The 24,208-nt window shown below is 69.4% G+C and carries 18 protein-coding genes and 1 pseudogene; 16 read left to right on the forward strand and 3 right to left on the reverse strand.

What is annotated here, in order from left to right; translation table 11 throughout:
* Position 1 precedes the first annotated feature (1 nt).
* From JL101_RS26855 to JL101_RS26885, 7 genes and pseudogenes are all read left to right on the forward strand, one after another.
* Positions 2 to 745, forward strand: a complete 744-nt coding sequence (locus JL101_RS26855; RefSeq protein ID WP_203098205.1) for an RNA-binding protein — start codon at positions 2 to 4, stop codon at positions 743 to 745.
* Positions 746 to 755: 10 nt separating this feature from the next.
* Positions 756 to 3,494 carry a translation initiation factor IF-2 gene (gene infB, locus JL101_RS26860; protein ID WP_228435183.1) on the forward strand — a complete coding sequence of 913 codons (2,739 nt, stop codon included), beginning with the start codon at positions 756 to 758 and terminating at the stop codon, positions 3,492 to 3,494.
* A gap of 182 nt (positions 3,495 to 3,676) precedes the next feature.
* Positions 3,677 to 4,168: pseudogene (gene rbfA / locus JL101_RS26865) on the forward strand (30S ribosome-binding factor RbfA); the annotation flags it as partial.
* Between the two features lie 184 nt (positions 4,169 to 4,352).
* The gene (gene truB / locus JL101_RS26870; protein WP_203098202.1) at positions 4,353 to 5,294 is read left to right on the forward strand and encodes a tRNA pseudouridine(55) synthase TruB; all 942 of its coding nucleotides are present in this window, start codon (positions 4,353 to 4,355) and stop codon (positions 5,292 to 5,294) included.
* Between the two features lie 30 nt (positions 5,295 to 5,324).
* The gene (rpsO, locus tag JL101_RS26875; RefSeq protein WP_158047707.1) at positions 5,325 to 5,594 is read left to right on the forward strand and encodes a 30S ribosomal protein S15; all 270 of its coding nucleotides are present in this window, start codon (positions 5,325 to 5,327) and stop codon (positions 5,592 to 5,594) included.
* A gap of 333 nt (positions 5,595 to 5,927) precedes the next feature.
* Positions 5,928 to 8,039, forward strand: a complete 2,112-nt coding sequence (gene pnp / locus JL101_RS26880) for a polyribonucleotide nucleotidyltransferase (RefSeq protein WP_203098201.1) — start codon at positions 5,928 to 5,930, stop codon at positions 8,037 to 8,039.
* A 192-nt stretch (positions 8,040 to 8,231) separates the two neighbouring features.
* Positions 8,232 to 9,374: a PAS domain-containing protein gene (locus JL101_RS26885; protein WP_203098200.1), complete on the forward strand. Its 1,143-nt coding sequence runs from the start codon at positions 8,232 to 8,234 to the stop codon at positions 9,372 to 9,374.
* A 128-nt stretch (positions 9,375 to 9,502) separates the two neighbouring features.
* Here JL101_RS26885 and JL101_RS26890 read toward each other — a convergent pair whose 3' ends face one another.
* Genes JL101_RS26890 through JL101_RS26900 form a run of 3 tightly spaced genes read right to left on the reverse strand, consistent with a single transcriptional unit; the run spans position 9,503 to position 13,159 of the window.
* A complete protein-coding gene (locus JL101_RS26890) occupies positions 9,503 to 9,988 on the reverse strand; it encodes a class I SAM-dependent methyltransferase (RefSeq protein ID WP_203098199.1) in 486 nt (161 codons plus the stop codon).
* A 22-nt stretch (positions 9,989 to 10,010) separates the two neighbouring features.
* Positions 10,011 to 10,475 (reverse strand): cyclic nucleotide-binding domain-containing protein, encoded by a 465-nt coding sequence (locus tag JL101_RS26895; protein ID WP_203098198.1) that lies wholly within the window; start codon positions 10,473 to 10,475, stop codon positions 10,011 to 10,013.
* A gap of 44 nt (positions 10,476 to 10,519) precedes the next feature.
* The gene (locus JL101_RS26900) at positions 10,520 to 13,159 is read right to left on the reverse strand and encodes an ABC transporter ATP-binding protein/permease (RefSeq protein ID WP_203098197.1); all 2,640 of its coding nucleotides are present in this window, start codon (positions 13,157 to 13,159) and stop codon (positions 10,520 to 10,522) included.
* Positions 13,160 to 13,369: 210 nt separating this feature from the next.
* On the opposite strand from JL101_RS26900, the gene JL101_RS26905 reads away from it, so the two are divergent.
* The 9 genes from JL101_RS26905 to JL101_RS26945 all read left to right on the forward strand — a co-directional run bounded on the left by JL101_RS26905 (position 13,370) and on the right by JL101_RS26945 (position 24,151).
* A complete protein-coding gene (locus JL101_RS26905; protein ID WP_228435184.1) occupies positions 13,370 to 14,635 on the forward strand; it encodes a glycosyltransferase family protein in 1,266 nt (421 codons plus the stop codon).
* A 17-nt stretch (positions 14,636 to 14,652) separates the two neighbouring features.
* On the forward strand, positions 14,653 to 15,882 hold the full coding sequence (locus JL101_RS26910; protein ID WP_203098196.1) for a glycosyltransferase family 4 protein: 1,230 nt from the start codon (positions 14,653 to 14,655) through the stop codon (positions 15,880 to 15,882).
* A gap of 10 nt (positions 15,883 to 15,892) precedes the next feature.
* Positions 15,893 to 17,017, forward strand: coding sequence for a glycosyltransferase family 4 protein (locus JL101_RS26915; protein WP_203098195.1), 1,125 nt, complete (start codon positions 15,893 to 15,895; stop codon positions 17,015 to 17,017).
* On the forward strand, positions 17,014 to 17,598 hold the full coding sequence (locus JL101_RS26920; RefSeq protein ID WP_203098194.1) for a histidine phosphatase family protein: 585 nt from the start codon (positions 17,014 to 17,016) through the stop codon (positions 17,596 to 17,598). The genes JL101_RS26915 and JL101_RS26920 overlap by 4 nt, the downstream gene beginning before the upstream one ends.
* Positions 17,599 to 17,867: 269 nt before the next feature.
* Positions 17,868 to 19,049 carry a glycosyltransferase family protein gene (locus JL101_RS26925; protein ID WP_203098193.1) on the forward strand — a complete coding sequence of 394 codons (1,182 nt, stop codon included), beginning with the start codon at positions 17,868 to 17,870 and terminating at the stop codon, positions 19,047 to 19,049.
* Positions 19,046 to 19,822 (forward strand): polysaccharide deacetylase family protein, encoded by a 777-nt coding sequence (locus JL101_RS26930; protein ID WP_203098192.1) that lies wholly within the window; start codon positions 19,046 to 19,048, stop codon positions 19,820 to 19,822. The genes JL101_RS26925 and JL101_RS26930 overlap by 4 nt, the downstream gene beginning before the upstream one ends.
* Entirely contained in the window at positions 19,819 to 20,355 is a 537-nt protein-coding gene (locus JL101_RS26935; protein WP_228435185.1) for a hypothetical protein, read from the forward strand. Before JL101_RS26930 ends, JL101_RS26935 begins: the two co-directional genes overlap by 4 nt.
* Entirely contained in the window at positions 20,352 to 22,244 is a 1,893-nt protein-coding gene (locus JL101_RS26940) for an ABC transporter ATP-binding protein (RefSeq protein WP_203098190.1), read from the forward strand. The genes JL101_RS26935 and JL101_RS26940 overlap by 4 nt, the downstream gene beginning before the upstream one ends.
* Positions 22,241 to 24,151: an ABC transporter substrate-binding protein gene (locus tag JL101_RS26945; RefSeq protein WP_203098189.1), complete on the forward strand. Its 1,911-nt coding sequence runs from the start codon at positions 22,241 to 22,243 to the stop codon at positions 24,149 to 24,151. The genes JL101_RS26940 and JL101_RS26945 overlap by 4 nt, the downstream gene beginning before the upstream one ends.
* Positions 24,152 to 24,208 lie beyond the last annotated feature (57 nt).

A 24,208-nucleotide genomic window follows, 5' to 3' on the forward strand; every position in this document is an offset into this window, starting at 1 on the left:
GATGACCTTACTGAACGCCCATCCCACCCTGCCCCACGAGGCAGCCGCCCCGCCCGACGCGTTCGAGCCCGGTCCCCCCGGGCCCGAACCGCTTGAGGAGGAGGCGATCGGCGGACGGCGCAGCCCCCTGCGGCGCTGCATCGTCACCGCCGTCGTCGCCGACCGCCAGGGCATGATCCGGTTCGTCACGTCGCCGGAAGGCGCCGTCGTCCCGGACCTGGAGGGCACGCTGCCCGGACGGGGTCTGTGGGTCACGGCGGACCGGGAGATCCTGTCCAGGGCGGTCGCCAAGAACCAGTTCTCCAAGGCCGCCCGCCGCAAGGTCAAGGTCGACCCCGACCTGGTCGACCGGGTGGAAGCGCTGCTCAAGCGGCGCTGCCTCGACTCGATCGGCCTGTGCCGGCGCGCCGGGGTCGCGGTCTCGGGGTTCGAGAAGGTCCGCGAGGCCCTGCGCAAGGGAAAGGCGGGCGCGCTGATCGCGGCCGCCGACGGGGCCGAGGACGGGCGCGGCAAGATGCGGGCGTTGGCCGGGGAGGCGCCGGTCGTCGACCTGTTCGACGCGGCCGATCTCGGCCACGCCTTCGGTCGCGACCACGTGGTGCATGCGATGCTGGCGCCCGGCCGATTGGCCGCGCGCTTCCTGGAGGAGTGCCGGCGGTATGCCGGTCTTCGACGGGGTGCCTCGGGTGAAGGCAATTGCGGTCCGGCATCGGCCGGCCGGGCAACAGATACAACGACGAGCTAGTCGGACACAGATGACTGACAGTAACGACCAGGACCGCAAGAAAGTCTTGAGCCTTCCCACCAAGGGCAAGCTCGAGCTGAAGAACAAACCCGCCGATGCCGCCTCGGTTCGGCAGAGCTTTTCCCATGGCCGGTCGAAGACCGTGACCGTCGAGGTCAAGCGCAAGCGGACCATCGAGAAGGGTGCCGCGCCCGGCGTGGCCGACGGCGGCGCCGCGGCCCGCCGCGCGGCCGAGGGGCTGCCCCTCAAGGGCGCGCCCGGCGGCAGGGGCCAGCGCGGCCAGCCGGCCGTCCGGCAGCTCACCAAGGAGGAGCGCGACGCCCGCCTGCGCGCCCTGCAGGGCGCCATCCGTTCCGACGAGGAGCGGCGGCAGGTCGAGGCCGAGCTGGCCGAGGCCACCGTCATCGAGGAGCCGGAGGTCGTCGAGGAGGCGCCCGAGCCCCAGCTCGACGCCGAGGCCCTGCGCCGGCGCGAGCTCGAGGAGCTGAAGCGCATCCAGGAAGAGGAGCGCGCCAAGGCCGAGGAGGCCGAGCGCAAGCGCCAGGAAGAGGAAGCCAAGCGCAAGGAGGCGGAAGCCGCCAGGCGCCCAGCCGCCAAGGCCCCGGCCCGCGACGAGGAGGCTGCTCCGGCCGCCGCCCGCTCGGGCGAGGACGACCGCCGCCGGACCCCGGCGGCGCCGCGTGCCGCGGAAGCCGCCATCGGCAAGGCGGCCGGCATGATCGCCCGCGCCGGCGAAGAGGAAGACGACGGCCGCGGCCGCCGCAAGACGGCTCCCGGTGCCGGCGGCGGCCCCGCGAAGGCTCCGGCCAAGCCGCCCGCGGCTCCCAAGGGCAAGGCGGGCGACCGCCGCCGCGGCAGCGGCAAGATGACGGTCACCCAGGCGCTGAGCGGCGACGAGTCCGAGCGGACCCGCAGCATGGCGGCGCTGCGGCGTGCCCGTGAGCGCGAGAAGCAGCGCCTGAACAGCCGGCAGGAGACCCAGAAGGTCACCCGCGACGTGGTGGTGCCGGAAGTCATCACCGTGCAGGAGCTGGCCAACCGCATGGCCGAGCGCGGCGCCGACGTGATCAAGTCGCTGATGCGCATGGGCGTGATGGCGACCATCAACCAGACGATCGACGCCGACACGGCGGAGCTGGTCGTCGCCGAGTTCGGCCACCGGATGCGCCGCGTTTCCGAGGCGGACGTCGAAGTCGGCCTGAAAGGCGAGCAGGACATCGAGGAGAACCTCATCCCGCGGGCTCCCGTCGTCACCGTCATGGGCCACGTCGACCACGGCAAGACCTCGCTGCTGGATGCGCTGCGCGCCACCGACGTGGCGAGCCGCGAGGCCGGCGGCATCACCCAGCACATCGGCGCCTACCAGGTGCAGCTGGGCTCTGGCGGCAAGATCACCTTCATCGACACGCCGGGCCACGCCGCCTTCACCGAGATGCGGGCGCGCGGCGCCAACGTCACGGACGTGGTGGTGCTGGTGGTGGCCGCCGACGACGGCATCATGCCGCAGACGATCGAGGCCATCCACCACGCCAAGGCGGCCCAGGTGCCGATCATCGTGGCGATCAACAAGTGCGACCTGCCCGACGCGAACCCCGACCGGGTCCGCCAGGAGCTGCTTCAGCACGAGCTGGTCGTCGAGGAGATGGGCGGCGACGTGCTGGCGGTCGAGGTTTCGGCCAAGACCCGCATGGGCCTGGACCGGATCGAGGAGGCCATCCTCCTCCAGGCGGAAATCCTGGAGCTGCGGGCCAACCCGAACCGTGCCGCCGAGGGCGTCGTGATCGAGGCCAAGCTGGAGCGGGGCCGCGGCTCCGTCGCGACCGTGCTGATCCAGCGCGGCACCCTGTCGGTCGGCGACATCTTCGTCGCCGGCGCCGAATGGGGCCGCGTCCGGGCCCTGGTCAACGACCGCGGCGCCAGCGTCGACACCGCCGGTCCGGCGATGCCGATCGAGGTGCTGGGCCTGAACGGGACGCCGCTCGCGGGCGACGAGTTCGCGGTGGTCGAGTCCGAGGCGCGGGCCCGCGAGATCACCGAGTTCCGTCAGCGCAAGCGGCGGGAGGCGGCGGCTTCGGCGGCGTCGCGCGGCACGCTGGAGCAGATGTTCACCCGCATCCAGGCGGGCGAGGCCAAGGAACTGCCGATCGTCATCAAGGGCGACGTGCAGGGCTCGATCGAGGCGATCAGCGGCGCCCTGGAGCGCCTGACCGCCGCCAACACCGAAGTGAAGGTGCGGGTGCTCCACAGCTCGGTCGGCGCGATCAACGAGTCCGACGTGACCCTGGCGAACGCGTCCAAGGCGATGATCTTCGGCTTCAACGTCCGCGCAAACCCCCAGGCGCGCGAGATGGCGAAGCGGGACGGCATCGAGATCCGCTACTACTCGGTGATCTACGACGTCATCGACGACGTGCGGGCCGCCCTCACGGGCATGCTGTCGCCGATCCTGCGCGAGCGGTTCCTGGGCAACGCCCAGATCCGCGAGGTGTTCAACATCACCAAGGTCGGCAAGGTCGCCGGCTGCATGATCACCGAGGGCGTGGTGAAGCGCGGCGCCGGCGTCCGCCTGCTGCGCGACAACGTGGTCATCCACACCGGCACGCTGAAGACCCTGAAGCGCTTCAAGGACGAGGTCCGCGAGGTCCGCGAAGGGTACGAATGCGGCATGGCGTTCGAGAACTACGACAACATCCAGGCAGGCGACGTGATCGAAGCCTACGAGATGGAAGAGGTGGCGCGGCAGCTCTGACCGGGCGCCGCCGCGGATAAGGCCTTGCGGCGCCTCCGGGCGCCGCGGGCCTCTTCCCATTTCGGGGCTTCCCGAAGCCCGCGAACAGGAACAGGGCATGAAGCCCGCCGGCGGGCCAGGCAATCCCCCCGTCGGTACCGACCGGCGCCCCGCGCGCGGCCGGTGGAAGAGGAACCAGATCAATGAGCAGCAAACGCGCAGGACGCAACCCGTCGCAACGCCAACTGCGGGTCGGGGAGGAGTTGCGCCATGCGCTGGCGGAGGTGCTCCGCCGCGGCGATTTCCGCGATCCCGACCTGCAGGACCTGAACGTCACCGTGACCGAGGTCCGGATCAGCCCGGACTTGCGCAACGCGACCGCCTTCATCACCCCCCTGGGCGGCGGCCACTCCGAGGAGACGGTGGCGGCGCTGCGCCGCGCGGCCGCCTTCTTCCGCAGCCAGATCGCCCGCGCGGTCAAGCTGCGCTACGTCCCGACCCTGTCCTTCGAGGCCGACACCTCGTTCGAGTATGCCGACCACATCAACCGCCTGCTGCACGACCCCGAGGTCGCGCGGGACCTGGACGATGAGGAAGAGGACGACGAGGATGCCGCCGAGACCCACAACGGCGGCACCCATGACGGCATGAACGGCGACGGCCCCGGCCACGACGAGCCGGAGTACGAGGACGAGGACGACCTCGACGACGAGGAGGAAGAGGACGAGGAGGATACCGAGTTCGAGGAGGACGACGACCTCGACGAGGATGACGACGAGGACGAAGACGACGTCGAGTACGAGGAAGACGAGGAGGAGGAGGCCGACAAGCCCGCTCCCCTGAAGTCCTCCAAATCCTCCCCCGGCGGCCGAGGCCCCCGTGGCGCGTAAGCGCAAAGGCGTCCCCGTCCACGGCTGGCTGGTCATCGACAAGCCGGCCGGCATGACGTCCACCCAGGTCATGTCCCGGGTCCGCCGCCTGCTCAACGCCGAGAAGGCGGGGCATGGCGGCACCCTCGACCCGATCGCCACCGGCGTCCTGCCGGTCGCCTTCGGCGAGGCGACCAAGACGGTGGCCTATGCCATGGACGGCGCCAAGACCTACCGCTTCCGCCTGCGCTGGGGCGAGCAGACCACCACCGACGACCTGGAAGGCAGCGTCATCGCGACCAGCCCGAACCGCCCGACCGAGGACGAGATCGAGGCGGCGCTGGAGGCGTTCCAGGGCGAGATCTCCCAGGTGCCGCCCCAGTTCTCGGCGATCAAGGTGGACGGGGAGCGCGCCTACGACCTGGCGCGCGAGGGGGAGACGGTCGAGCTGGCGCCCCGCATCGTCCGCATCGACGGCTTCCACCTGATCGGACTGCCGGACGCCGACCACGCCGATTTCGAGGTGGAATGCGGCAAGGGCACCTATATGCGGAGCCTGGCGCGCGATCTTGCCCTGGCATTGGGCACCGTCGGGCACATAACGCGCCTCCGGCGGCTCAACGTGGGCTCTTTCACGCTCGAAAACGCGATTTCCCTGGACGATCTGGCGGCCATGGAGCATGGTGCCGCCGTCGAAAGACTTCTGCTTCCGATCGAGACGGCGCTGGACGACATCCCGGCGTTCGCCCTGACCGAAGCCGAAGCGCACCGACTGAGACTTGGCCAAACGGTGGCGTTGTTGCGCCGGCAGGATCGCGAGAGGCTTGAAGGCCTCGACTACGATCCGTCGGGCGACGGTGCTGTCGTTTTAGCCGTTTCCGGCGGCAAGCCGGTGGCGCTGGCCCGCGTCGAAGGGGCGGAGATCCGCCCGGTGCGCGTATTGAACCTGTAAGCATCAACCAGACCTGATTGGAGAGACCCGATGTCGATCACTGCCGAGCGCAAGCAGGAGCTGATCAAGGAATACACCACCGGTGCCAACGATACCGGTTCCCCCGAAGTGCAGGTCGCGATCCTGTCCGAGCGGATCCGGAACCTGACCGAGCACCTGCAGACCCACAAGAAGGACTTCCACAGCCGCCGCGGCCTGCTGGTCATGGTCGGCCAGCGCCGCAGCCTGCTGGACTACCTGAAGCGCAAGAATGTCGGCCGCTACGAGCAGCTGATCCAGCGTCTCGGCCTGCGCCGCTAAGGCCAGGGTCTTTCCGCACACCGCCCACCGGACAATTCCGTTTGCCGAAACCAGCCCGGATCCCTGACCGTCCAGGCTCCGCTTCGCGGAGCGGGCGGCGGGCTGCGGTGTGCACGGCATCATCCCGCCCGCGAATGATTTTTTCGCGGGCGGGAAATGCTTTCGGCTCCATTTCATTGATGAGCTTTGCCTGCCGGCCCGGACACGCTCCCGGTCGGCTTTCGGCCTGTGCTCATGCGGGCCTGTTTTCACGCGGGGTCGACAACGACTGAGGACCCCGGCCCACGCCATCCAATCCGGGATGGCTTGGGCGTCGGATGGAAGGAAGAAACAATGTTCAACGTCTACAGAAAAGAAATCGATTGGGGCGGACGCAAGCTGGTCCTGGAGACCGGGAAGGTCGCCCGCCAGGCCGATGGCGCCGTGATGGCGACGTACGGCGAGACGACCGTGCTCTGCACCGTCGTCGCGGCCAAGGCGGCCAAGCCCGGGGTCGATTTCTTTCCGCTGACCGTCAATTACCAGGAAAAGGCGTTCGCCGCCGGCAAGATCCCGGGCGGCTTCTTCAAGCGTGAAGGCCGTCCCTCCGAGAAGGAGACGCTGGTCAGCCGCCTGATCGACCGGCCGATCCGCCCGCTGTTCGCCGACGGCTTCCGCAACGAGACGCAGGTCATCTGCACCGTGCTCAGCCACGACATGGAGAACGATCCCGACATCGTCGCCATGGTCGGCACCTCGGCCGCCCTGACCATCTCGGGCATCCCCTTCCTGGGCCCGATCGGCGCCGCCCGCGTCAGCTACCGGAACGGCGAGTACACGCTGAACCCGCTGGTCGACGACGAGGAGGGCGACCTCGACCTGGTAGTCGCGGGTACGCGCGACGGCGTGCTGATGGTCGAGTCCGAGGCCAAGGAACTGTCCGAGGACGTCATGCTGGGCGCCGTCATGTTCGGCCACCGCAGCTTCCAGCCGGTCATCGACGCGATCATCGAGCTGGCCGAGCAGTGCGCCAAGGAACCCTGGGACATGCCCTCGGCCCCCTATGACGCCGCCGCCATCAAGGCCCGCGTCAAGGAGATCGTCGGCGAGGACATCAAGGCGGCCTATTCCGAGATCCGCAAGCAGGACCGCCAGAACAAGCTGGGCGCCGCCAAGCTGAAGGCGCTGGAGGCCCTGACCTCGGACGAGATCCCCGCCGAGGCGATCGCCGGCACCTTCAAGGATGTCGAGAGCGACGTGCTGCGCGGCACGGTCATCGACACCGGCCGCCGGATCGACGGCCGCTCGACCACCGACATCCGCCAGATCGTGGCCGAGGTCGGCGTGCTGCCCCGCGCCCACGGCTCCGCCCTGTTCACCCGCGGCGAGACCCAGGCCCTGGTGGTCGCCACGCTGGGCACCAGCCAGGACGAGCAGATCATCGACGCGCTGGAAGGCGAGTACCGCGAGAGCTTCATGCTCCACTACAACTTCCCGCCCTACTCGGTCGGCGAGGCGGGCCGCGTCGGCTCCCCCGGCCGGCGCGAGATCGGTCACGGCAAGCTGGCGTGGCGCGCGGTCCGGCCGCTGCTCCCGACCAAGGAGCAGTTCCCCTACACCATGCGGATCGTGTCGGAAATCACCGAGTCCAACGGCTCCTCGTCGATGGCGACCGTCTGCGGCGCCTCGCTGGCGCTGATGGACTCCGGCGCTCCCCTGCCCCGCCCGGTCGCCGGCATCGCCATGGGCCTGATCAAGGAAGACCGCGGCTTCGCCGTGCTGTCCGACATCCTCGGCGACGAGGACCACCTGGGCGACATGGACTTCAAGGTGGCCGGCACCGAGAAGGGCGTCACCGCGCTCCAGATGGATATCAAGATCACCTCGATCACCGAGGAGATCATGCGCGTCGCCCTGGACCAGGCGCGCGGCGGCCGGATGCACATCCTGGGCGAAATGGCCAAGGCGATCGGCGGCGCCCGCGAGGCGGTCAACCAGAACGCCCCGCGCATCACCGTGATCAACATCCCCAAGGAGAAGATCCGCGACGTGATCGGCTCCGGCGGCAAGGTGATCCGCGAGATCGTCGAGCAGACCGGCGCCAAGATCGACATCGAGGACGACGGCACGGTCAAGGTCGCGGCTGTCGACGGCAAGGCCAGCCAGGCAGCCATCGACTGGATCCGCGGCATCGTGGCCGAGCCGGAGCTGGGCGTGGTCTACACCGGCAAGGTCGTGAAGGTGGTCGATTTCGGCGCCTTCGTGAACTTCCTGGGCTCGCGCGACGGTCTGGTCCACATCTCCGAGCTGAAGAACGAGCGCGTCGGCAAGGTCAGCGACGTGGTCAAGCAGGGCGACGAGGTGAAGGTCAAGGTCCTGGGCTTCGACGACCGCGGCAAGGTCAAGCTGTCCATGAAGACGGTCGACCAGGCGACCGGCGAAGACCTGAGCAAGAAGGCCGAGTAGCACGGCGTGACGGCGCCGTCCCGGCCGGGGCGGCGCCGTCTCCGCATTGGTCGCGTTTGGAACAATGGCCGGCGAACCTTGTTTGATCTGATCTCAAGGTTCTACCCGTGTGTGTAAAGAAGAAACGGCGGCTTACGGACCGGTCTCCATCAGGGGAGGGCACACGGAACCTGATAGCTCAGGAGGCCAGACGTGCAGACTCCTCCCAAGGAGATGGGCAACATCGCCCTGATCAACCATCCGTCGCGGGAGAACCCCTTCCGCAGCGTGGTCGAAGGCAGCCGGATGCCGATCGTGGTCACCGATCCCAACCAGGACGACAACCCGATCGTCTTCGCGAACCAGGCGTTCGTCGACCTGACCGGCTACGATCTCGACGAGATCATCGGCCATAACTGCCGCTTCCTCCAGGGCCCCGACTCGGATCCGGAAGTACGCCGCCTGATCGGCGGCGCCCTTGCCGAGCAGCACGACATCAAGATCGAGGTCCTGAACTACCGGAAGAACGGCACCGCGTTCTGGAACGAGCTGTATATCAGCCCGATCCATGACGAGGAAGGCAACCTGCTATACTTCTTCGGCTCCCAGCTCGACTGCACGCTGCGCCGCCAGGCCGCCGCCCGCATCGTCGAGGCCAACGCCCAGCTCGAACGCCGGGTCGAGGAGCGCACCCGCGACCTGGAGCAGGCGCTCCGCCACCGCGAGGTTCTGCTCCACGAGCTTCAGCACCGGGTCAAGAACAACCTCCAGGTCATGGCCAGCCTGATCCGGCTGCAGGCCGGCCGCAGCGACAGCGACGCGATGAAGGCGGGCCTCGACAACCTGCTCCACCGCATCAATGCCCTGGAGCTGATCTACCGCAAGCTCTACACGGCCGACGCCGGCCCGACGCTGGAACTCGGCGGCTATCTGGCGGAAATCTGCGAGACGCTGGCGAACTTCCACGGCCCGGACCGCGGCATCGCCCTGGACGTGCGGACCCGGCCCTGCCACGTGCCGGTCGAGACGGCCCTGCCGCTCGGCCTGATCCTGAACGAGCTTGTCACCAACAGCTTCCGCCACGCCTTCGCCGAGGGGAAGACCGGCACCATCCGGCTGAAACTCGAACCGCTCGACGGGACCCGCTGGGAGTTGCGGATCGGCGACGACGGGGTCGGCGCCGCCGGCGGCCTGGACTGGGAGACCAACAACAACCTGGGCCTCTCCCTGGTCAAGGCCCTGGCGAAGCAGATCCGCGCCACCGTGGAAGTCGACGGCAGCGCCGGCACCCTGTTCACCCTGACCTTCCAAGCCCAGGCGGCGGATGCCCGGGCCGGACGCTCGGCGGCGGGATAGGGGAAAATCGGCCACAGATGAACGCAGATAAACACAGATGAAAATCCCGATAATCGCTTTCAGATGACGGAAGCTTCGGCAATCAGAAGTTCATCTGTGTTTATCTGCGTCCATCTGTGGCCGAATCTTTACACCCTCATCATGAAATAGCGCCCCGGCCGGACCGTCTCCGGCGGGCGCAGGGGTTCCCACCGGGGCATGCCCAGGTCCTGGTCGCTGACCACGACGCCGCCGCGCGCCATCAGCTTGTGCAGGCGCGGCGCCAGGAAAGCCGCCAGCTCGGCGTTGGCTCCGGGATCGCCGGAGCCGATATCCACGTGGGCCAGCGCCGCGGGCGCGCCGATCACGGTTCCGGCCGTGTCCAGCGTCTCGAACAGGTCGCCCAGCAGCAGGCACTCGGCCGGGGGAATGCAGTCGGGATGGGCGGCGACCTGCCGCTCGAACACGAAGATCGTGCGCTCCGGCAGCAGCGAGCGCAGATGGTCGTAGGTCCGGCCGTTGCCCAGGCCGAACTCCAGCACCGGCCCGGGAACGTCGCGGATCAGGTCCGCGGCGGCGTTGAGGCAGTCGCGCTGGGCGCTGACCCGCCTGATGAAACTGTCCAACCGGCTCATGAACCGCCTTCTGTAGATTACGTCACGTGTGCGGCGGACCGCCGTGGGCGACGGCTTCGCGCAGCTGCCGGGTCGTGTTCTCCAGGCGCTGGGCCAGCACCCTCATGATCTCCACCGCCATCTGCGGAAACTCGGTGACCATGCGGAAGAACAGGTCCTTCGAAATGCACAGCGTGGTCATGTCGGTGACCGCGACCACGCTGGCGGTACGGGGCACGTCGCACAGGATCGCGATCTCGCCGATGAAATCGTTGCGGCCGACCTTGGCGACCGTCAACGGCCCGTTCGGCGTATCGACCGTTACGTCCGCCTCGCCGTCCACGATGATGAACGCGCTGTTCCCCATTTCGTTCTGGGTGAACAGGCAGTCGCCCGCGTGGAAGGCGACTCGCTCGCTGGTGAAGGCCAGCAGCTTCAGCTTGCTCGTCTCCACGTTGGCGAACATGGGGATCCTGCGCAGCAGTTCGACTTCTTCGGCAAGGCTCACGACACGCTACTCCCGCTTCCGGCTTCTCATCATCCAACTGCCCGTCATTCGGCCGCCAGCAACTCGTGCATGACGGTGCCCGGCTTGTCCAGGTCCTGATAGCTCCCATGCTCGGCGATCTGTCCGCCCCGAAGCACCAGCGTCTGGTCGAACCGCCGGGCGATGCTGGGCCTGTGCAAGACCCAGACCACGCCGCGCCCCTGGCGCTCCTCCAGGATCGCGTCATGGATGCGCGTCTGGCTGGCGCCGTCCAGTCCGGCGGTCGCCTCGTTGATCACCAGCAGGTCGGGGCTCTTCAGGATGGCGCGGGCCAGCGCCACCTTCTGCCGCTGCACCCGGGACAGCCGCGAGCCCGAGACGCCGACATAATGGTCCAGCCCGATCTCCTGGATGGTCTCGCGCAGGTGCAGCTCCTCGATCACCTGGGCCACCAGCCGCCCGACCTTGCCGCCGACCTGGGCTTGGCCGTACGCGACCTTCCCGAACAGGATGTTGTCCTGGATGGTCGAGGCCGAGTTGTAGCTGTCCTCGACGAAGAACTCGATGCTCTCGCGCAGGCCCTCCGGCAGGTCGCGGGCGAAGACGTGGCGCGCCTCCAGCAAACGCCGCTCCATGCCGTCGTCGATCAGGCCCAGGCGGTGGCGGGCCGGGATCAGCTTGAAGGGCAGCGCCATCAGGCGGCGCTTCTCCTCCGGCTTCAGGCTGTCGACGCCTTCCTTGTCCGCCTTCGCCACCATCGGCTGGAAATCGGGCAGCTCCTCCGAGCTGATGAAGCTGAACTGCTCGAAGAACTGGTGACCCGGCGGCAAGTCGGCGAACAGCTCGATCATCGTGCGGGCGACCTGGACGCCCATGTTCAGGAAGTCGCGGGTCAGCCCGACCTTCTCCAGCACGCCCAGCACATAGGTGTTCTCCGCCATGCTGTCGACCGCGAAGACCGGCCCGACCGGGCTGCCGAACAGCAGGTTCTCGGCCACCGTCGCGTTGTTGTTGAACCGGTCGGGATGCCAGATCTCGACCAGCGACCGCATCGCCGGCTGGGCCAGCTCGGCCCTCAACGCCGCCCGCGCCTCCAGGATGCGCGCGACCACGTCCCCGTCGCCGCCCTTCGCCAGGGTGCCGTTCAGCCCCAGCCGGTAGACGTCGTCCGCCAGGTCGACCATGTCCAGCACGGCCAGCGTGCGCCGGCGCAGGCTTTCGGGACCGTCGCAGCCGGCGGCGACATAGTCGATCCAGTCCGCATCAAGCGGGAAGTCGGTATTGCCGGCGGCCCTTGACTCCGCGGCCCGGCGCCGGTGCTCGGCGGCCGACCTCTCGTCGCCTTCGTGCACGGCCAGCGGCCGGTGGCGCAGCCCGTAATACAGGTTGTCGCGCAGGCTGGCGGTGAACATGTAGCTGTTCTGCCCGACATAGGCGATGCGTCGTCCCGTGACCGCCTCCGGCAGATGCGCCAGATCCTGCTCGCCGATCCGGATGCGGCCGGCCGTCGGCATCAGCAGGCGGGCGGCCAGCAGGGCGAACTCGTCCCGCCCGGCACCGCCGACGATCGCCGTGTGCCCGTCGAGCGGCAGCGTGCAGGACACGCCGTCCAGGATCTTCGGCCCGTTGTCCTCGCCGAACGAGACGTTGGTGAAGACCATCGGCCCGGTCAGCCTCGACTCCGGGCCGGCGTCGGTCGCGATCAGGCCCGCGGCCATCAGTTCGGGCACGTCGAACTGCTCGATCACCTGCTCGTACTTGATCCGGATGTCTTCCTTCATCTGGTAATAGTCCAGCAGCTCCTTCCACGGCCCCGCCAGGTCCTTGTAGGCGGCCAGCACGGCGACCAGCGAGCCGAAGCTGATGCTCCCCTGGATCACCAGGTACCCGCCGATCGAGTAGAAGAAGAAGGGCGTCAGTTGGTTGATGAAATTGTTCAGGAATTTTATGAAGAATTTGCGCTGGAAGATCTCGAACCGGATGTCGTAGACGTCGCCGTAGCGGTGCGACAGGTCCGCCAGGTGCCAGGCCGAGGTGTCGTGGGCGTGGATCTCCTGCACGCCGGAGACCGATTCGCCGATCCGGTCGGAAATCTGGCGCATCGCCCGCACCCGCTGCTTGCCGAGCTGGTTGACCTTGCGCTGCAGCCGGGGGATCAGCCAGCCCTGGAGGGGATAGAGCGAGATCGCCGCCGCCCCCAGGATGGGGTCCTGCATGAAGATGAAGACCAGGTACACCAGCAGGGTTCCGCCCTGGAACACCGGCAGGGCTATCGAGTCGCCGATGAAGCCGCCCAGCGGCTCGACCTCGGCGGTGATCATCGGGATGATCTCGCCCTGGCTGATCTTGCGGAACCGGGGCAGCGGGAAGCGGAGCACCCTGACATACAGCTCGTAGCGGAGCCGCCGCAGCATGCGCTCGCCCAGCCGTCCCTTCAGGGTGTTGATCCGGAACTTGAAGGCGCCGTTGATCAGGACCAGCGTCAGGAACATCCCTGACAGCAGCATCAGGTACGGCACCTGTTCGAACTGGAAACCAAGGAATTCCTTGGGGAAATTCTGCCCGCCGATGGCGTCGTTGACGATCTGCTTCGGCAGTTCCAATGAATAATAAAGGAACGGGAACGAGGACAGAGTGAGCAGGAGAATGACCACCTGCTGCCGCGTACTATAGCGCAGCACGAAGCGAAAGATGCTCTTTTCCATTCCACCGATGTCCGAAAAAGCGTTCCTGCTCTGGTCCGCCCCGGGCAGGAAAAAAGTGGGATCGAGAGTACCTGATGGTGTGGCACCCGGCAATTCACATGGTCGATACCCTGCTATTCTGCTAGAGACAGACGATGGCATTGACCCCTATGGGTTCCAGGCTTCACAGGTTGGTCGAACCGCCGGAGGCGACACCGTGAGCAGAAGCACATGAGCAACCGCATCGGGGCAGGCCGGGAGCACATCCGGGAACAGATCCGCGAGCAGGCGCGCGAGCACAGCCGCGTCCTGATCTACAGCCACGACACCTTCGGCCTCGGCCACCTGCGCCGCTGCCGGACCATCGCCCATGCGCTGGTCGAGCAGCACAAGGACATGTCCGTCCTGATCCTGTCGGGCTCCCCGATCATCGGCAGCTTCGATTTCCGCAGCCGGGTCGATTTCGTCCGGATCCCCGGGGTGATCAAGCTGCGCAACGGCGAGTACACCTCGCTCAACCTGCACATCGACATCGAGGAGACGCTCGCGATGCGGGCGTCGATCATCCGCCACACGGCGGAGATCTTCGATCCCGACCTGTTCATCGTCGACAAGGAACCCCTGGGCCTGCGGGGCGAGGTGCTGGAAACCCTCCAGGTGCTGAAGGCGCGCGGCACGCCGCTGGTGCTGGGGCTGCGCGACGTGATGGACGAGCCGTCGGCCCTGGGGCCGGAATGGGAGCGCAAGAAGGCGATGCCGGCGCTCGACAAGCTCTATGACGAGCTGTGGGTCTACGGCCTGCCGCAGATCTGCGACCCGCTCGAAGGCGTCCGGGTGCCGCCCTCGGTGCGCCGCAAGATGGTCTATACCGGGTATCTGGAGCGGAGCGCCCCGGTCCATCCCGCCCTGCCCGACATGCCCGACGAGCCGTTCATCCTGGTCACGCCGGGCGGCGGCGGCGACGGCGAGGACCTGGTCGACTGGGTCCTGCGCGCCTACGAGCACGATGCCAGGCTGCCCCACCGCGCCCTGATCGTGCTCGGTCCCTTCATGCAGCGCGAACTCCAGAACGAGTTCGCGGCACGGGCGGCTGCCCTGCCCAGGGTCGAGACGCTGACCTTCGAGGCCCAGCTGGAAAGCCTTATGGCGAAGGCGCTCGGCGTCGTCGCCATGGGTGGCTACAACACCTTCTGCGAGATCCTGTCGTTCGACAAGCGGGCGCTGATCGTGCCGCGCATGGTGCCCCGGCGGGAACAGTATATCCGCGCCAGCCGCGCGCAGGAGCTGGGACTGGTCAGCATGCTGCCTGACGACGGCGTCCGCGACCCGGGCGCCATGGCGACGGCGCTGCGCCAGCTGCCGCAGCAGCAGGTCCCCTCCGACGTGATCGTCCCCGGACTGCTCGACGGGCTGGAGAACGTCAACCGCTTGGCCGCCCGCCACCTGGCGGAACCCCGTCGCCCCGCGCGCCGCGCCACCCTGCGCCGCAGGGCCTGATCGATAGGCTGCTGATCTTGACCGTCTGCGTCGTCGTCAAGGGCTGGCCCCGCCTGTCCGAAACCTTCATCGCCCAGGAACTGGTAGGGCTGGAGCAGCGTGGGCTCGACCTGGCCCTGTTCTCGCTGCGCCACCCGACCGACAAGGCCACCCACGCGCTTCATGGCCGGCTCCGGGCGCCGGTCACCTACCTGCCGGAATATCTCCGCGACGAGCCGGCCCGGGTCGCCCGCGCGCTTCGTGCCGCCCGGAAGCTGCCGGGCTGGAAGCGGGCGCGGGCGGTCTGGCTCCGGGATCTCGCGCGCGACCGTACCCGCAACCGGGTCCGCCGGTTCGGGCAGGCGGCGGTGCTGGCGGCCGAGCTGCCCCCGGGCACCAGCGGGATCTACGCCCACTTCCTCCACACCCCCGCCAGCGTCGCCCGGTATGCCGCCCTGCTGCACGGCCTGCCCTGGAGCTTCTCCGCCCACGCCAAGGACATCTGGACGATCCCCGAGTGGGAGAAGCGGGAGAAGCTGGCCGAGGCGCGCTGGGGCGTCACCTGCACCCGGCTCGGCCATGCCCATCTGGCGGAGCTGGCGCCCGTGCCCGGCCGGGTCCAACTGCTCTACCACGGGCTGGAGTTCGACCGCTTCCCGGCGGAGGTGCCGGCCCGCCCGCCCCGCGACGGCGGCGACCCGGCCGACCCGCTGGTCCTGCTCTCCGTCGGCCGCGCCGTGGAGAAGAAGGGGTTCGACGTGGCGCTGGAGGCGCTGGCGCGGCTTCCCGCCGGCCTGTACTGGCGCTGGGTCCATATCGGCGGAGGAACCGGGCTGAAGGCCCTGAAGGCCGAGGCCGAACGGCTGGGCCTCTCCGACCGGATCTCCTGGCGGGGCGCCCAGCCCCAGGACGTGGTCATCCGGCACTACGCCGAGGCCGACCTGTTCTTCCTGCCCAGCCGGCTGGCGCGTGACGGCGACCGCGACGGCCTGCCCAACGTGCTGATGGAGGCCCAGGTCATGGGGCTGCCGGTGGTGGCGACCCGGATGGCCGCCATTCCCGAGCTGGTGATCGAGGGCGAGACCGGCGTCCTGGTCGATCCCGGCGACGCCGCGGCGCTCGCCGACGCCCTGGCAGCCCTCGGGCGCGACCCCGAAACACGCCGCCGGCTGGCGGCGGCCGGCGGCAGCCGCGTCCGCGGACGGTTCGGCGCCGGCGCCGGACTCGACCATCTGGCCGGGCTGCTGACCGCCGGCGGTGCGGAGTAAGGGGACCGGCATGCGGATCGCCTTCTACGCTCCCCTCAAGGCGCCGACGCACCCCACGCCCTCGGGCGACCGCCGCATGGCGCGGCTGCTGATGGCGGCGCTGCGCCACGCCGGGCACCGGGTCGATCTGGCCTGCACCTTCCGGAGCTGGGACGACGGCGGCAGGCCCGGCCGGCACCGTCGGATCGCCGACCTCGGCGGCCGGCTGGCGGGCCGGCTGGCGGGCCGGCTGCGGCACGACCCGCCCGACCTGTGGTTCACCTATCACCTCTACCACAAGGCCCCGGACTGGCTGGGTCCCGCCGTCAGCGAAGCGCTGGGCATTCCCTATGTGGTCTCCGAGGCCTCCTTCGCACCCAAGCAGGCCGGCGGTCCCTTCGCGCTCGGCCATGCGGCGGCGGGGGCCGCCATCGCCCGCGCCGACGCCGTGGTCTCGCTCAACTCGGCCGACGCGGAATGCCTGCATCCCCTGCTCCGATCGCCGGACCGGCTGACGCTGCTGCGCCCCTTCGTCGAGCCGCCGGTCCCGCGCGACCGCACGGCGGATCGCGCCGAACTCGCCCGCTCGCTGGGGCTGGACCCGGACGCGCCGTGGCTGCTGGCCGTCGGCATGATGCGGGGCGGCGACAAGCAGCGCTCCTTCCGCATCCTGGCCCGTGCCCTGGAACGGCTCGGCGGTCACGACTGGCGGCTGCTGGTCGTCGGCGATGGGCCGCGCCGGGCCTGCGTCGAGGAAAGCTTCGGCCGCGTCGATCCCGGCCGCCTCCGCTTCCTGGGCGCGCTGCCGCCCGACCGCCTCGCCGCCTGCTACGCCGCCGCCGACGTGATGGTCTGGCCGGCGATCAACGAGGCCTACGGCATGGCGCTGCTGGAGGCGCAGGCCGCCGGCCTGGCCGTCGTGGCCGGGCGCACCGGCGGCGTGCCGGACATCGTGCGCGACGGCTCGACCGGCCTGCTGACCCCCGTCGGCGACGAGGCCGCCTTCGCCGACGCCGTCGCGGCGCTGCTGTCGGACCCGGCCCGGCGAAGCGCCTTCGGCCGGGAGGCCGCCCGCGTCGCGGCGGCCGAGCACGGCTTCGACGGCGCGTCCCGCACGCTCGACACCCTGCTCCGCAGCCTCGCGAGGTCCCGATGACCGACCTTCTCATCCTGCGCCACGGCCCGACCGCCTGGAACGCCGAGGGCCTGATCCAGGGCCGCACCGACATCCCGCTGTCGCCGGAGGGCGAAGGCGTGGTCCGCACCTGGGTCCTGCCGGACCGGCTTCGCGACCGGACCTGGGTCGCCAGCCCGCTGAAACGTGCCGCGGCCACCGCCGCGATCCTCGGGCTCGATCCCGTGCCGGACGCCCGGCTGGTCGAGATGGACTGGGGGGCGTGGGAAGGCAGGACGCTCGCCGGCCTGCGGGCCGAACTGGGCGACCTGATGGCGGCCTGGGAGGCGCGCGGCCTCGACTTCCGCGGCCCGGGGGGCGAGAGCCCGCGCGAGGTGCAGGACCGCCTGCGCCCCTGGCTGGCCGAGGTCGCCGCCGCCGGCCGGCCGGCCGGAGCCGTTGCCCATAAAGGCGTAATCCGCGCGATCTATGCCATGGCCACGTGTTGGGACATGACGGACAAACCGGCCCATAAACTCCTCGACGGCTGCGCCCACCGCTTCACCCTGGCGGCCGACGGCACCCCGGCCGTCGCCGAACTGAACATCGCGTTGGAAATTTGACTAAATTCCTATGATTATGTATGACGAGGAAGAAATCGCTTGTCCTCCTGAAACCTTCACACGACCGGCCGGATCATGACGAACGACACGCGCCCGGATCAGCGAGAGGCAGGCACCGACTCCCCCATTTCGTCATGGCCGGACTTGATCCGGCCATCCACGCGCGAATCCCGCCACGCCGGTTTGCGCGTGGATACGCGGGTCAAGCCCGCGCATGACGAGGAAGAAAACGCTTGTCGTCCTGAAGTCTTTCCACGGCCGGCCGGATCATGACGAATCATGACACCCGCACGCCCCTGAAGGCCCTGGTCTGGGTGCAGCACCTGCTCGGCATCGGGCATGTGCGGCGTGCGGCGCTGATCACCCGCGCCCTGTCGGCGGCTGGGCTGGACGTGACGGTGGCGTCCGGCGGGTTCCCGGTCGCGGGGGTCGATTACGGCGCTGCCCGCGTGGTGCAGCTGCCGCCGGCCCGGTCGGCGGACAAGAGCTTCAAGCGCCTGGTCGGCGAGGGCGGCCTGCCCCTCGACGACGCTTGGCGGGAGCGCCGCCGCGCGGCGCTGCTGGACTTGGCCGGCGCGGTCGATCCCGATATCCTGCTGCTGGAAACCTACCCCTTCGGCCGGCGCCAGTTCCGCTTCGAGCTTCTGCCGCTGCTGGAACGCCCCAGGCGCCCCCGGATCGTCGCCGCGTCGGTGCGCGATATCCTGGTGGCCAAGGACGATCCCGCCCGCGAGGTCGAGATGGCCGAGGTGGCGCGGCGGCACCTGGACCTCGTGCTGATCCACGGCGACCCCGGCGTGGTGCCGTTCGACGCCACCTTCCCGCAGGCGCACCGGATCGCGGACCTGATCCGCTACACCGGCTACGTCGCCCCGGCCCGCGCGCCGGACCGCCCGGCCGCGAAACCGGGGGACGACGGCACCGGGGAGGTGATCGTCTCGGTCGGCGGCGGCGCCGTGGGCCTGCCTCTCCTGCGGACCGCCCTGGCGGCGCGCCCGTTGACGTCCCTGGCATCATCTCCCTGGCGCCTGCTCGCCGGTCCCGACATCGGGCAGGCCGAGTTCGAGGCCCTGCGCGACGACGCCCCCGCCGGCGTGACCGTCGAGCGGGCGCGGCCCGACTTCCCGGACCTGCTGTCCCGCTGCATCCTCTCGATCAGCCAGGCCGGGTACAACACGCTGATGGACCTGATGCAGGCCCGCTGCCGCGCCGTGGTGGTCCCCTTCGCGGCCGGCAACGAGACCGAACAGACCGACCGCGCCCGCCTGTTCGAGCGGCGCGGGCTGCTCCATGTCGTCCCCGAGGACGGCCTGACCCCGGAATGCTTGGCCGAGGCGGTCGGCCGCGCCCTGGCGGCACCCCCGCCCGCCGGTTTCGCCCCCGCCTGTTTCACCCCGGATGTGGGCGGCGCCGCCGCCACCGCCCGCCTGCTGGTCGAGGCCGCGTCATGACGAATGATGACATCCGGACCGCCCTGGCGCGCGAACTGGACCTGTGGGCCGAGGCCGGCCGGACCGCCACCCTGTGGTGGCGCGACGACGACGCCGTCGCGCCCTCCCCCGCCCTGGACCGCCTGCGCGACGCCGCCGCCGGCGTGCCGGTCTCGCTCGCCGTCATCCCGGCGGGAGCGACGCCGGAACTGGCGGAGGAGTTGCGGCGTTGGCCCGGCGTCTCGGTGCTCCAGCACGGCCTGTCCCACGCGAACCACGAGACCCCGCCGGCCAAGAAGACCGAGCTGGGCTCCGCCCGGCGCGTCGAGGCGGTCCTCGCCGACCTCGCCGAGGGGTGGCGGCTGCTCCGGCCCTTCGATTCCCTGCCCGTCCTGGTCCCCCCGTGGAACCGGATCGCGGCGGACGTGGCGGCCCGGCTGCCGGCCCTCGGCTATGTCGGTCTGTCCACCTTCAACGCCCGGCCCCGCCCTTGCCCCGTGCCGGGTTTGGTCCAGGTCAACACCCACGTGGATGTCATCGACTGGCGGGGCGGCGGCGGCTTCGCCGGGACCGGAACGGTGATCGGGGCCTTGGTCCGCCATCTCGCGGCGCGTCGGACCGGCGCCGCCGATCCGGACGAGGCGACCGGGCTGCTGACTCACCATCTGGTGCATGACGATCCGTGCCGGCGCTTCCTCGACCGGTTCCTGGCCGCCGCGTCGGAACACCCGGCCGTCCGCTGGCTCGATGCCCCTGCCCTTTTCGGGAGTCCCTCCCCCAGGTGTCCACCGTGAAACAGTTCCGCTATCCGGCTCCTCCCCTGTATGGCGACTATGCCCGCGCCGCCGCCGGCCTCGCGCTGACCGGCATCCCGCCCCTGCTGGTCCCGCTCAGCGCCTGGGTCGCGGTACCCATGATGCTTGCGGCGGCCCTTTTCGTTGTGTTCGGCGCCCGGACGGCACAGCGTCACGCCACCGTCATCGAAATGGACGATAAGGGCATCAGGGCCCTCGGGCCGCTGGGTGGTTCGATTTCGTGGGAACATTTGGCTCAGGTACGTTTAAACTACTATTCTACTCGTCGGGATCGCGGCCTCGGCTGGATGCAGCTCAAGCTCAAGGGTGCCGGTTCCGGGGAGACCGTCCGGCTCGAGTCGACTCTCGACGGCTTCGACGAGATCGCCGAGCGGGTGGCGGACGTCGCGCGCAGAAAGGGGATCGGGATGACCGAGACGACGATCAGCAATTTCGCGGCACTCGGCATCGACGCCGATCCGCAGGCCGGCATGGACGACCCGGGCGTGCGGACGGCGCGTTGGTCCCGATGACCGACCTGCTGAGCGTCCGCGACCTGCATGTGGAGTTCCGCGTCGCCGAGGGGGTGATCCGTGCCGTGCGGGGCATCTCGTTCCGGGTCCGGCCCGGCGGCACGGTGGCCCTGGTCGGCGAGTCCGGCTCCGGCAAGTCGGTGGTCGCCCAGACCATCATGGGCATCCTGCCCCGCCCCGCCCATATCACCCGCGGCGAGATCCTGTTCGCCGACCCCCGGCTGCCCGGGCCGGTCGACATCGCCAGGCTCGATCCGGAAAGCCGCGCCATGCGGGCGATCCGCGGCGGCAACATCTCGATCATCTTCCAGGAGCCGATGACCTCGCTGTCGCCGTTGCATACGGTCGGCAATCAGGTGGGCGAGGCGGTCATGCTCCACCGCGACGTCGGCACGGCGCAGGCGCGCGAGCTGACCCGCGACATGCTGCGGCTGGTGGGGTTCCCCGATCCGGCCCGCGCGCTCGACACCTACCCGTTCGAACTGTCCGGCGGCCTGCGGCAGCGCGCCATGATCGCCATGGCGCTGATCTGCCGCCCGTCGCTGCTGATCGCGGACGAGCCGACCACCGCCCTGGACGTCACGATCCAGGCCCAGATCCTCAAGCTGATCCGCGATCTCCAGGGCGAACTGGGCATGGCGGTGCTGATGATCACCCACGACTTGGGCGTCGTCGCCAACGTCGCCGAGGAAGTCGTCGTGATGTACCGGGGCGAGGTCATGGAATCCGGCGAGATGCGCGACATCTTCGCCAAGCCCCGCCACCCCTACCTGAAGGCGCTGCTCCGCGCGGTGCCGCGTTTCCACATGGAGCCGGGCGAGCGTCTGGTCCCGATCCGGGAGATCAAGTCGGCCGGCGGCAAGATGCTGGAGGCCACCCGGGAGCCCTGGCCGGCCGGCGCCGACGCGGCCGGGCCGTTGCTGACCGTCTCACGCGTCAGCAAGCGGTTCGAGACCGGCAATACCGGCTGGTTCAACCGCAAGCGGACGGGCGGCGGCGTGCTGGCGGTGGACGACGTCAGCTTCGAGATCCGCCGGGGCGAGTGCCTGGGGCTGGTCGGCGAGTCCGGCTGCGGCAAGACGACCCTGTCCAAGATCCTGATGCGGGCGTTGAAGCCGGACACCGGGACGGTGCTGTTCAACGACCGAGGGCGAGTCATCGACGTGCTCGACCTGGAGGACGACGCCCTGGTCGCCTTCCGGCGCAAGCAGCAGTTCATCTTCCAGGACCCGTTCGGCTCGCTCAACCCGCGCATGACCGTGTACGACATCGTCGCGGAGCCGCTGGTGATCCACGGCATCGGCGACGGCGAGCATCGCCGGGCGATGGTCAAGGAACTGATGAGCCTGGTCGGCCTGGACGTGCGGCACCTGAAACGCTACCCGCACAGCTTCTCCGGCGGCCAGCGCCAGCGCATCGGCATCGCCCGCGCCCTGGCCCTGCGGCCCGACCTGCTGATCTGCGACGAGCCGGTATCCGCCCTGGACGTCTCGATCCAGGCCCAGATCCTCAACCTGCTGAAGGACCTGAAGGAGAAGCTGGGCCTGACCTACCTGTTCATCTCCCACAACCTGGCCGTCGTGGACTATATCGCCGACCGCATCATGGTGATGTGCCGGGGCCGGATCGTGGAGGTGGCGCCCCGCGCGACGCTGTTCCGCAATCCGGTGCATCCCTATACCCGGGCGCTGCTCGCCGCCGTGCCGGACCCCGATCCGGAATGCCCGCTCGACCTCGGCGTGCTGGGCGAAGGCCGCGCCTCCGACCCCGGCGCCTGGCCGGCACCCTTCACGATCGACGGCACGGCCCATCCCGGCATGATCGACCTGGGCGACGGTCACCTCGTCCGCGCGACCGCCCGCCCCGCCCTCCTGGACCTGGCATCATGATCTCCAGCCTTCTCCGAGCAGGCCTCCTGGCGTTCGCCGCCGCCGCGCTCCTGGTGCCCGCTGCCGGACGCGCGGCGGTCGAGACGCCCTTCTTCGCCGAGCAGGTCGCCGCCGGGAAACTGCCGCCGGTCGCCGAGCGGCTGCCGGCCGAGCCGAGAATCGTGACATTCGATGACGATGGGGCACAGCAGGGCCGGCCCGGCGGCGACATGACCATGCTGATGGCGCGGGCCAAGGACGTACGCATCATGTTCGCGTACTTCTATGCCCGGCTGATGACGTACACCCCGGACCTGACGCTCGAACCGGACATCCTCCGGTCGATCGACGTGGAGGACAACCGGGTCTTCACCCTCCATCTCCGGCCCGGCCACCGCTGGTCGGACGGGTCGCCCTTCACCGCCGAGGATTTCCGCTACTGGTGGGAGGACGTGATCCTGAACCAGGACGTGCCGCCCTTCGGCGCCCCGCCGGAGATGCTGGCCGGCGGCGAGCCGCCGCGGTTCGAGGTGCTGGACGAGACGACGGTGCGGTATTCCTGGAACGAGCCCAACCCGCTGTTCCTGCCAGCGCTGGCGGCGGCCCGGCCGCTGGAGATCTTCGGCCCCGCGGCCTACCTGAAAAAGTTTCACGTGAAATACGCCGATGCCGCGGAGCTGAAGGAACGGGTCAAGGCTGCTGGGCAGAAGAGCTGGGCGCACCTTCACAACCGCATGGACAACGCCTACGACAACGACAACCCCGACCTGCCGACGCTCCAGCCCTGGGTCAACACGACGGCGGCGCCGGCCGAGCGGTTCGTCTTCGTCCGCAATCCCTTCTATCACCGGGTCGATCCGGCGGGCGTCCAGCTCCCCTATATCGACCGGCTGCTGGTGCAGATCGCCGACGGCAAGATCATCCCGGCCAAGGCCGGCGCCGGCGAGGCGGACCTCCAGGCCCGCTACCTGCGCTTCGACAACTACACCTTCCTGAAGCAGGCGGCGAAACGGAACGGCTACAAGGTCGACCTGTGGAAGACCGGAAACGGCGCCCATCTGGCGCTGTTCCCCAACCTCAACACCTCGGACCCCGGCTGGCGCGACCTGTTCCGCGACGTCCGTTTCCGCCGGGCGCTGTCGCTCGCCATCGACCGCGACGAGATCAACCAGGCGATCTATTACGGCCTCGCCAAGCCTTCCAACAATACGGTGCTGCCCCGCTCGCCCCTGTTCCGGCCGGAATACCAGCAGGCCTGGACCCGGTACGACGTGCGCGAGGCGAACCGGCTGCTGGACGAGATGGGCCTGACCGCGCGCGGCAGCGAGAACGTCCGGCTGATGCCCGACGGGCGGCCGCTGGAGATCATCGTCGAGACCGCGGGCGAGAGCACGGAGGAGGTCGACGTCCTGGAGCTGATCGCCGACAGCTGGCGGAAGATCGGGATCAAGCTGTTCACCAAGCCGTCCCAGCTGGAGGTGCTGCGCAACCGTATCTATGCCGGCCAGACGCTGATGGCGATCGGCAAGGGCGTGGACAACGGCATTCCCACGGCCGACATGGCGCCGGCCGAGTTCGTGCCGATGGACCAGAACCAGTATCAATGGCCGAAATGGGGCCAGTACTACCAGACCGGCGGCACGGCCGGCGAGAAGCCCGACATGCCGGCCGCGATCGAGTTGATGGAGCTGATGGGCCAGTGGCGGACGGCGCCCGATACCGCCGCCCGCGCGGAGGCCTGGCACCGCATCCTGGGCATCCACGCCGACCGGGTCTTCACCATCGGGCTGATCAACGGCACCCTGCAGCCGGTCGTCGTGCGCTCCACCCTGCGCAACGTGCCGGATGAGGGTATCTACAACTGGGACCCGGGAGCCCATTTCGGCATCTACCGGCCCGACACGTTCTGGTTCGCCGAGCCGGGCTGAACCGCGGGACGATTCATCTGACGACGGACAATCAACGGGGCGACGGAAGGGACGATC

The sequence above is a fragment of the Skermanella rosea genome (assembly GCF_016806835.2).
GTDB classification, from domain to species: domain Bacteria; phylum Pseudomonadota; class Alphaproteobacteria; order Azospirillales; family Azospirillaceae; genus Skermanella; species Skermanella rosea.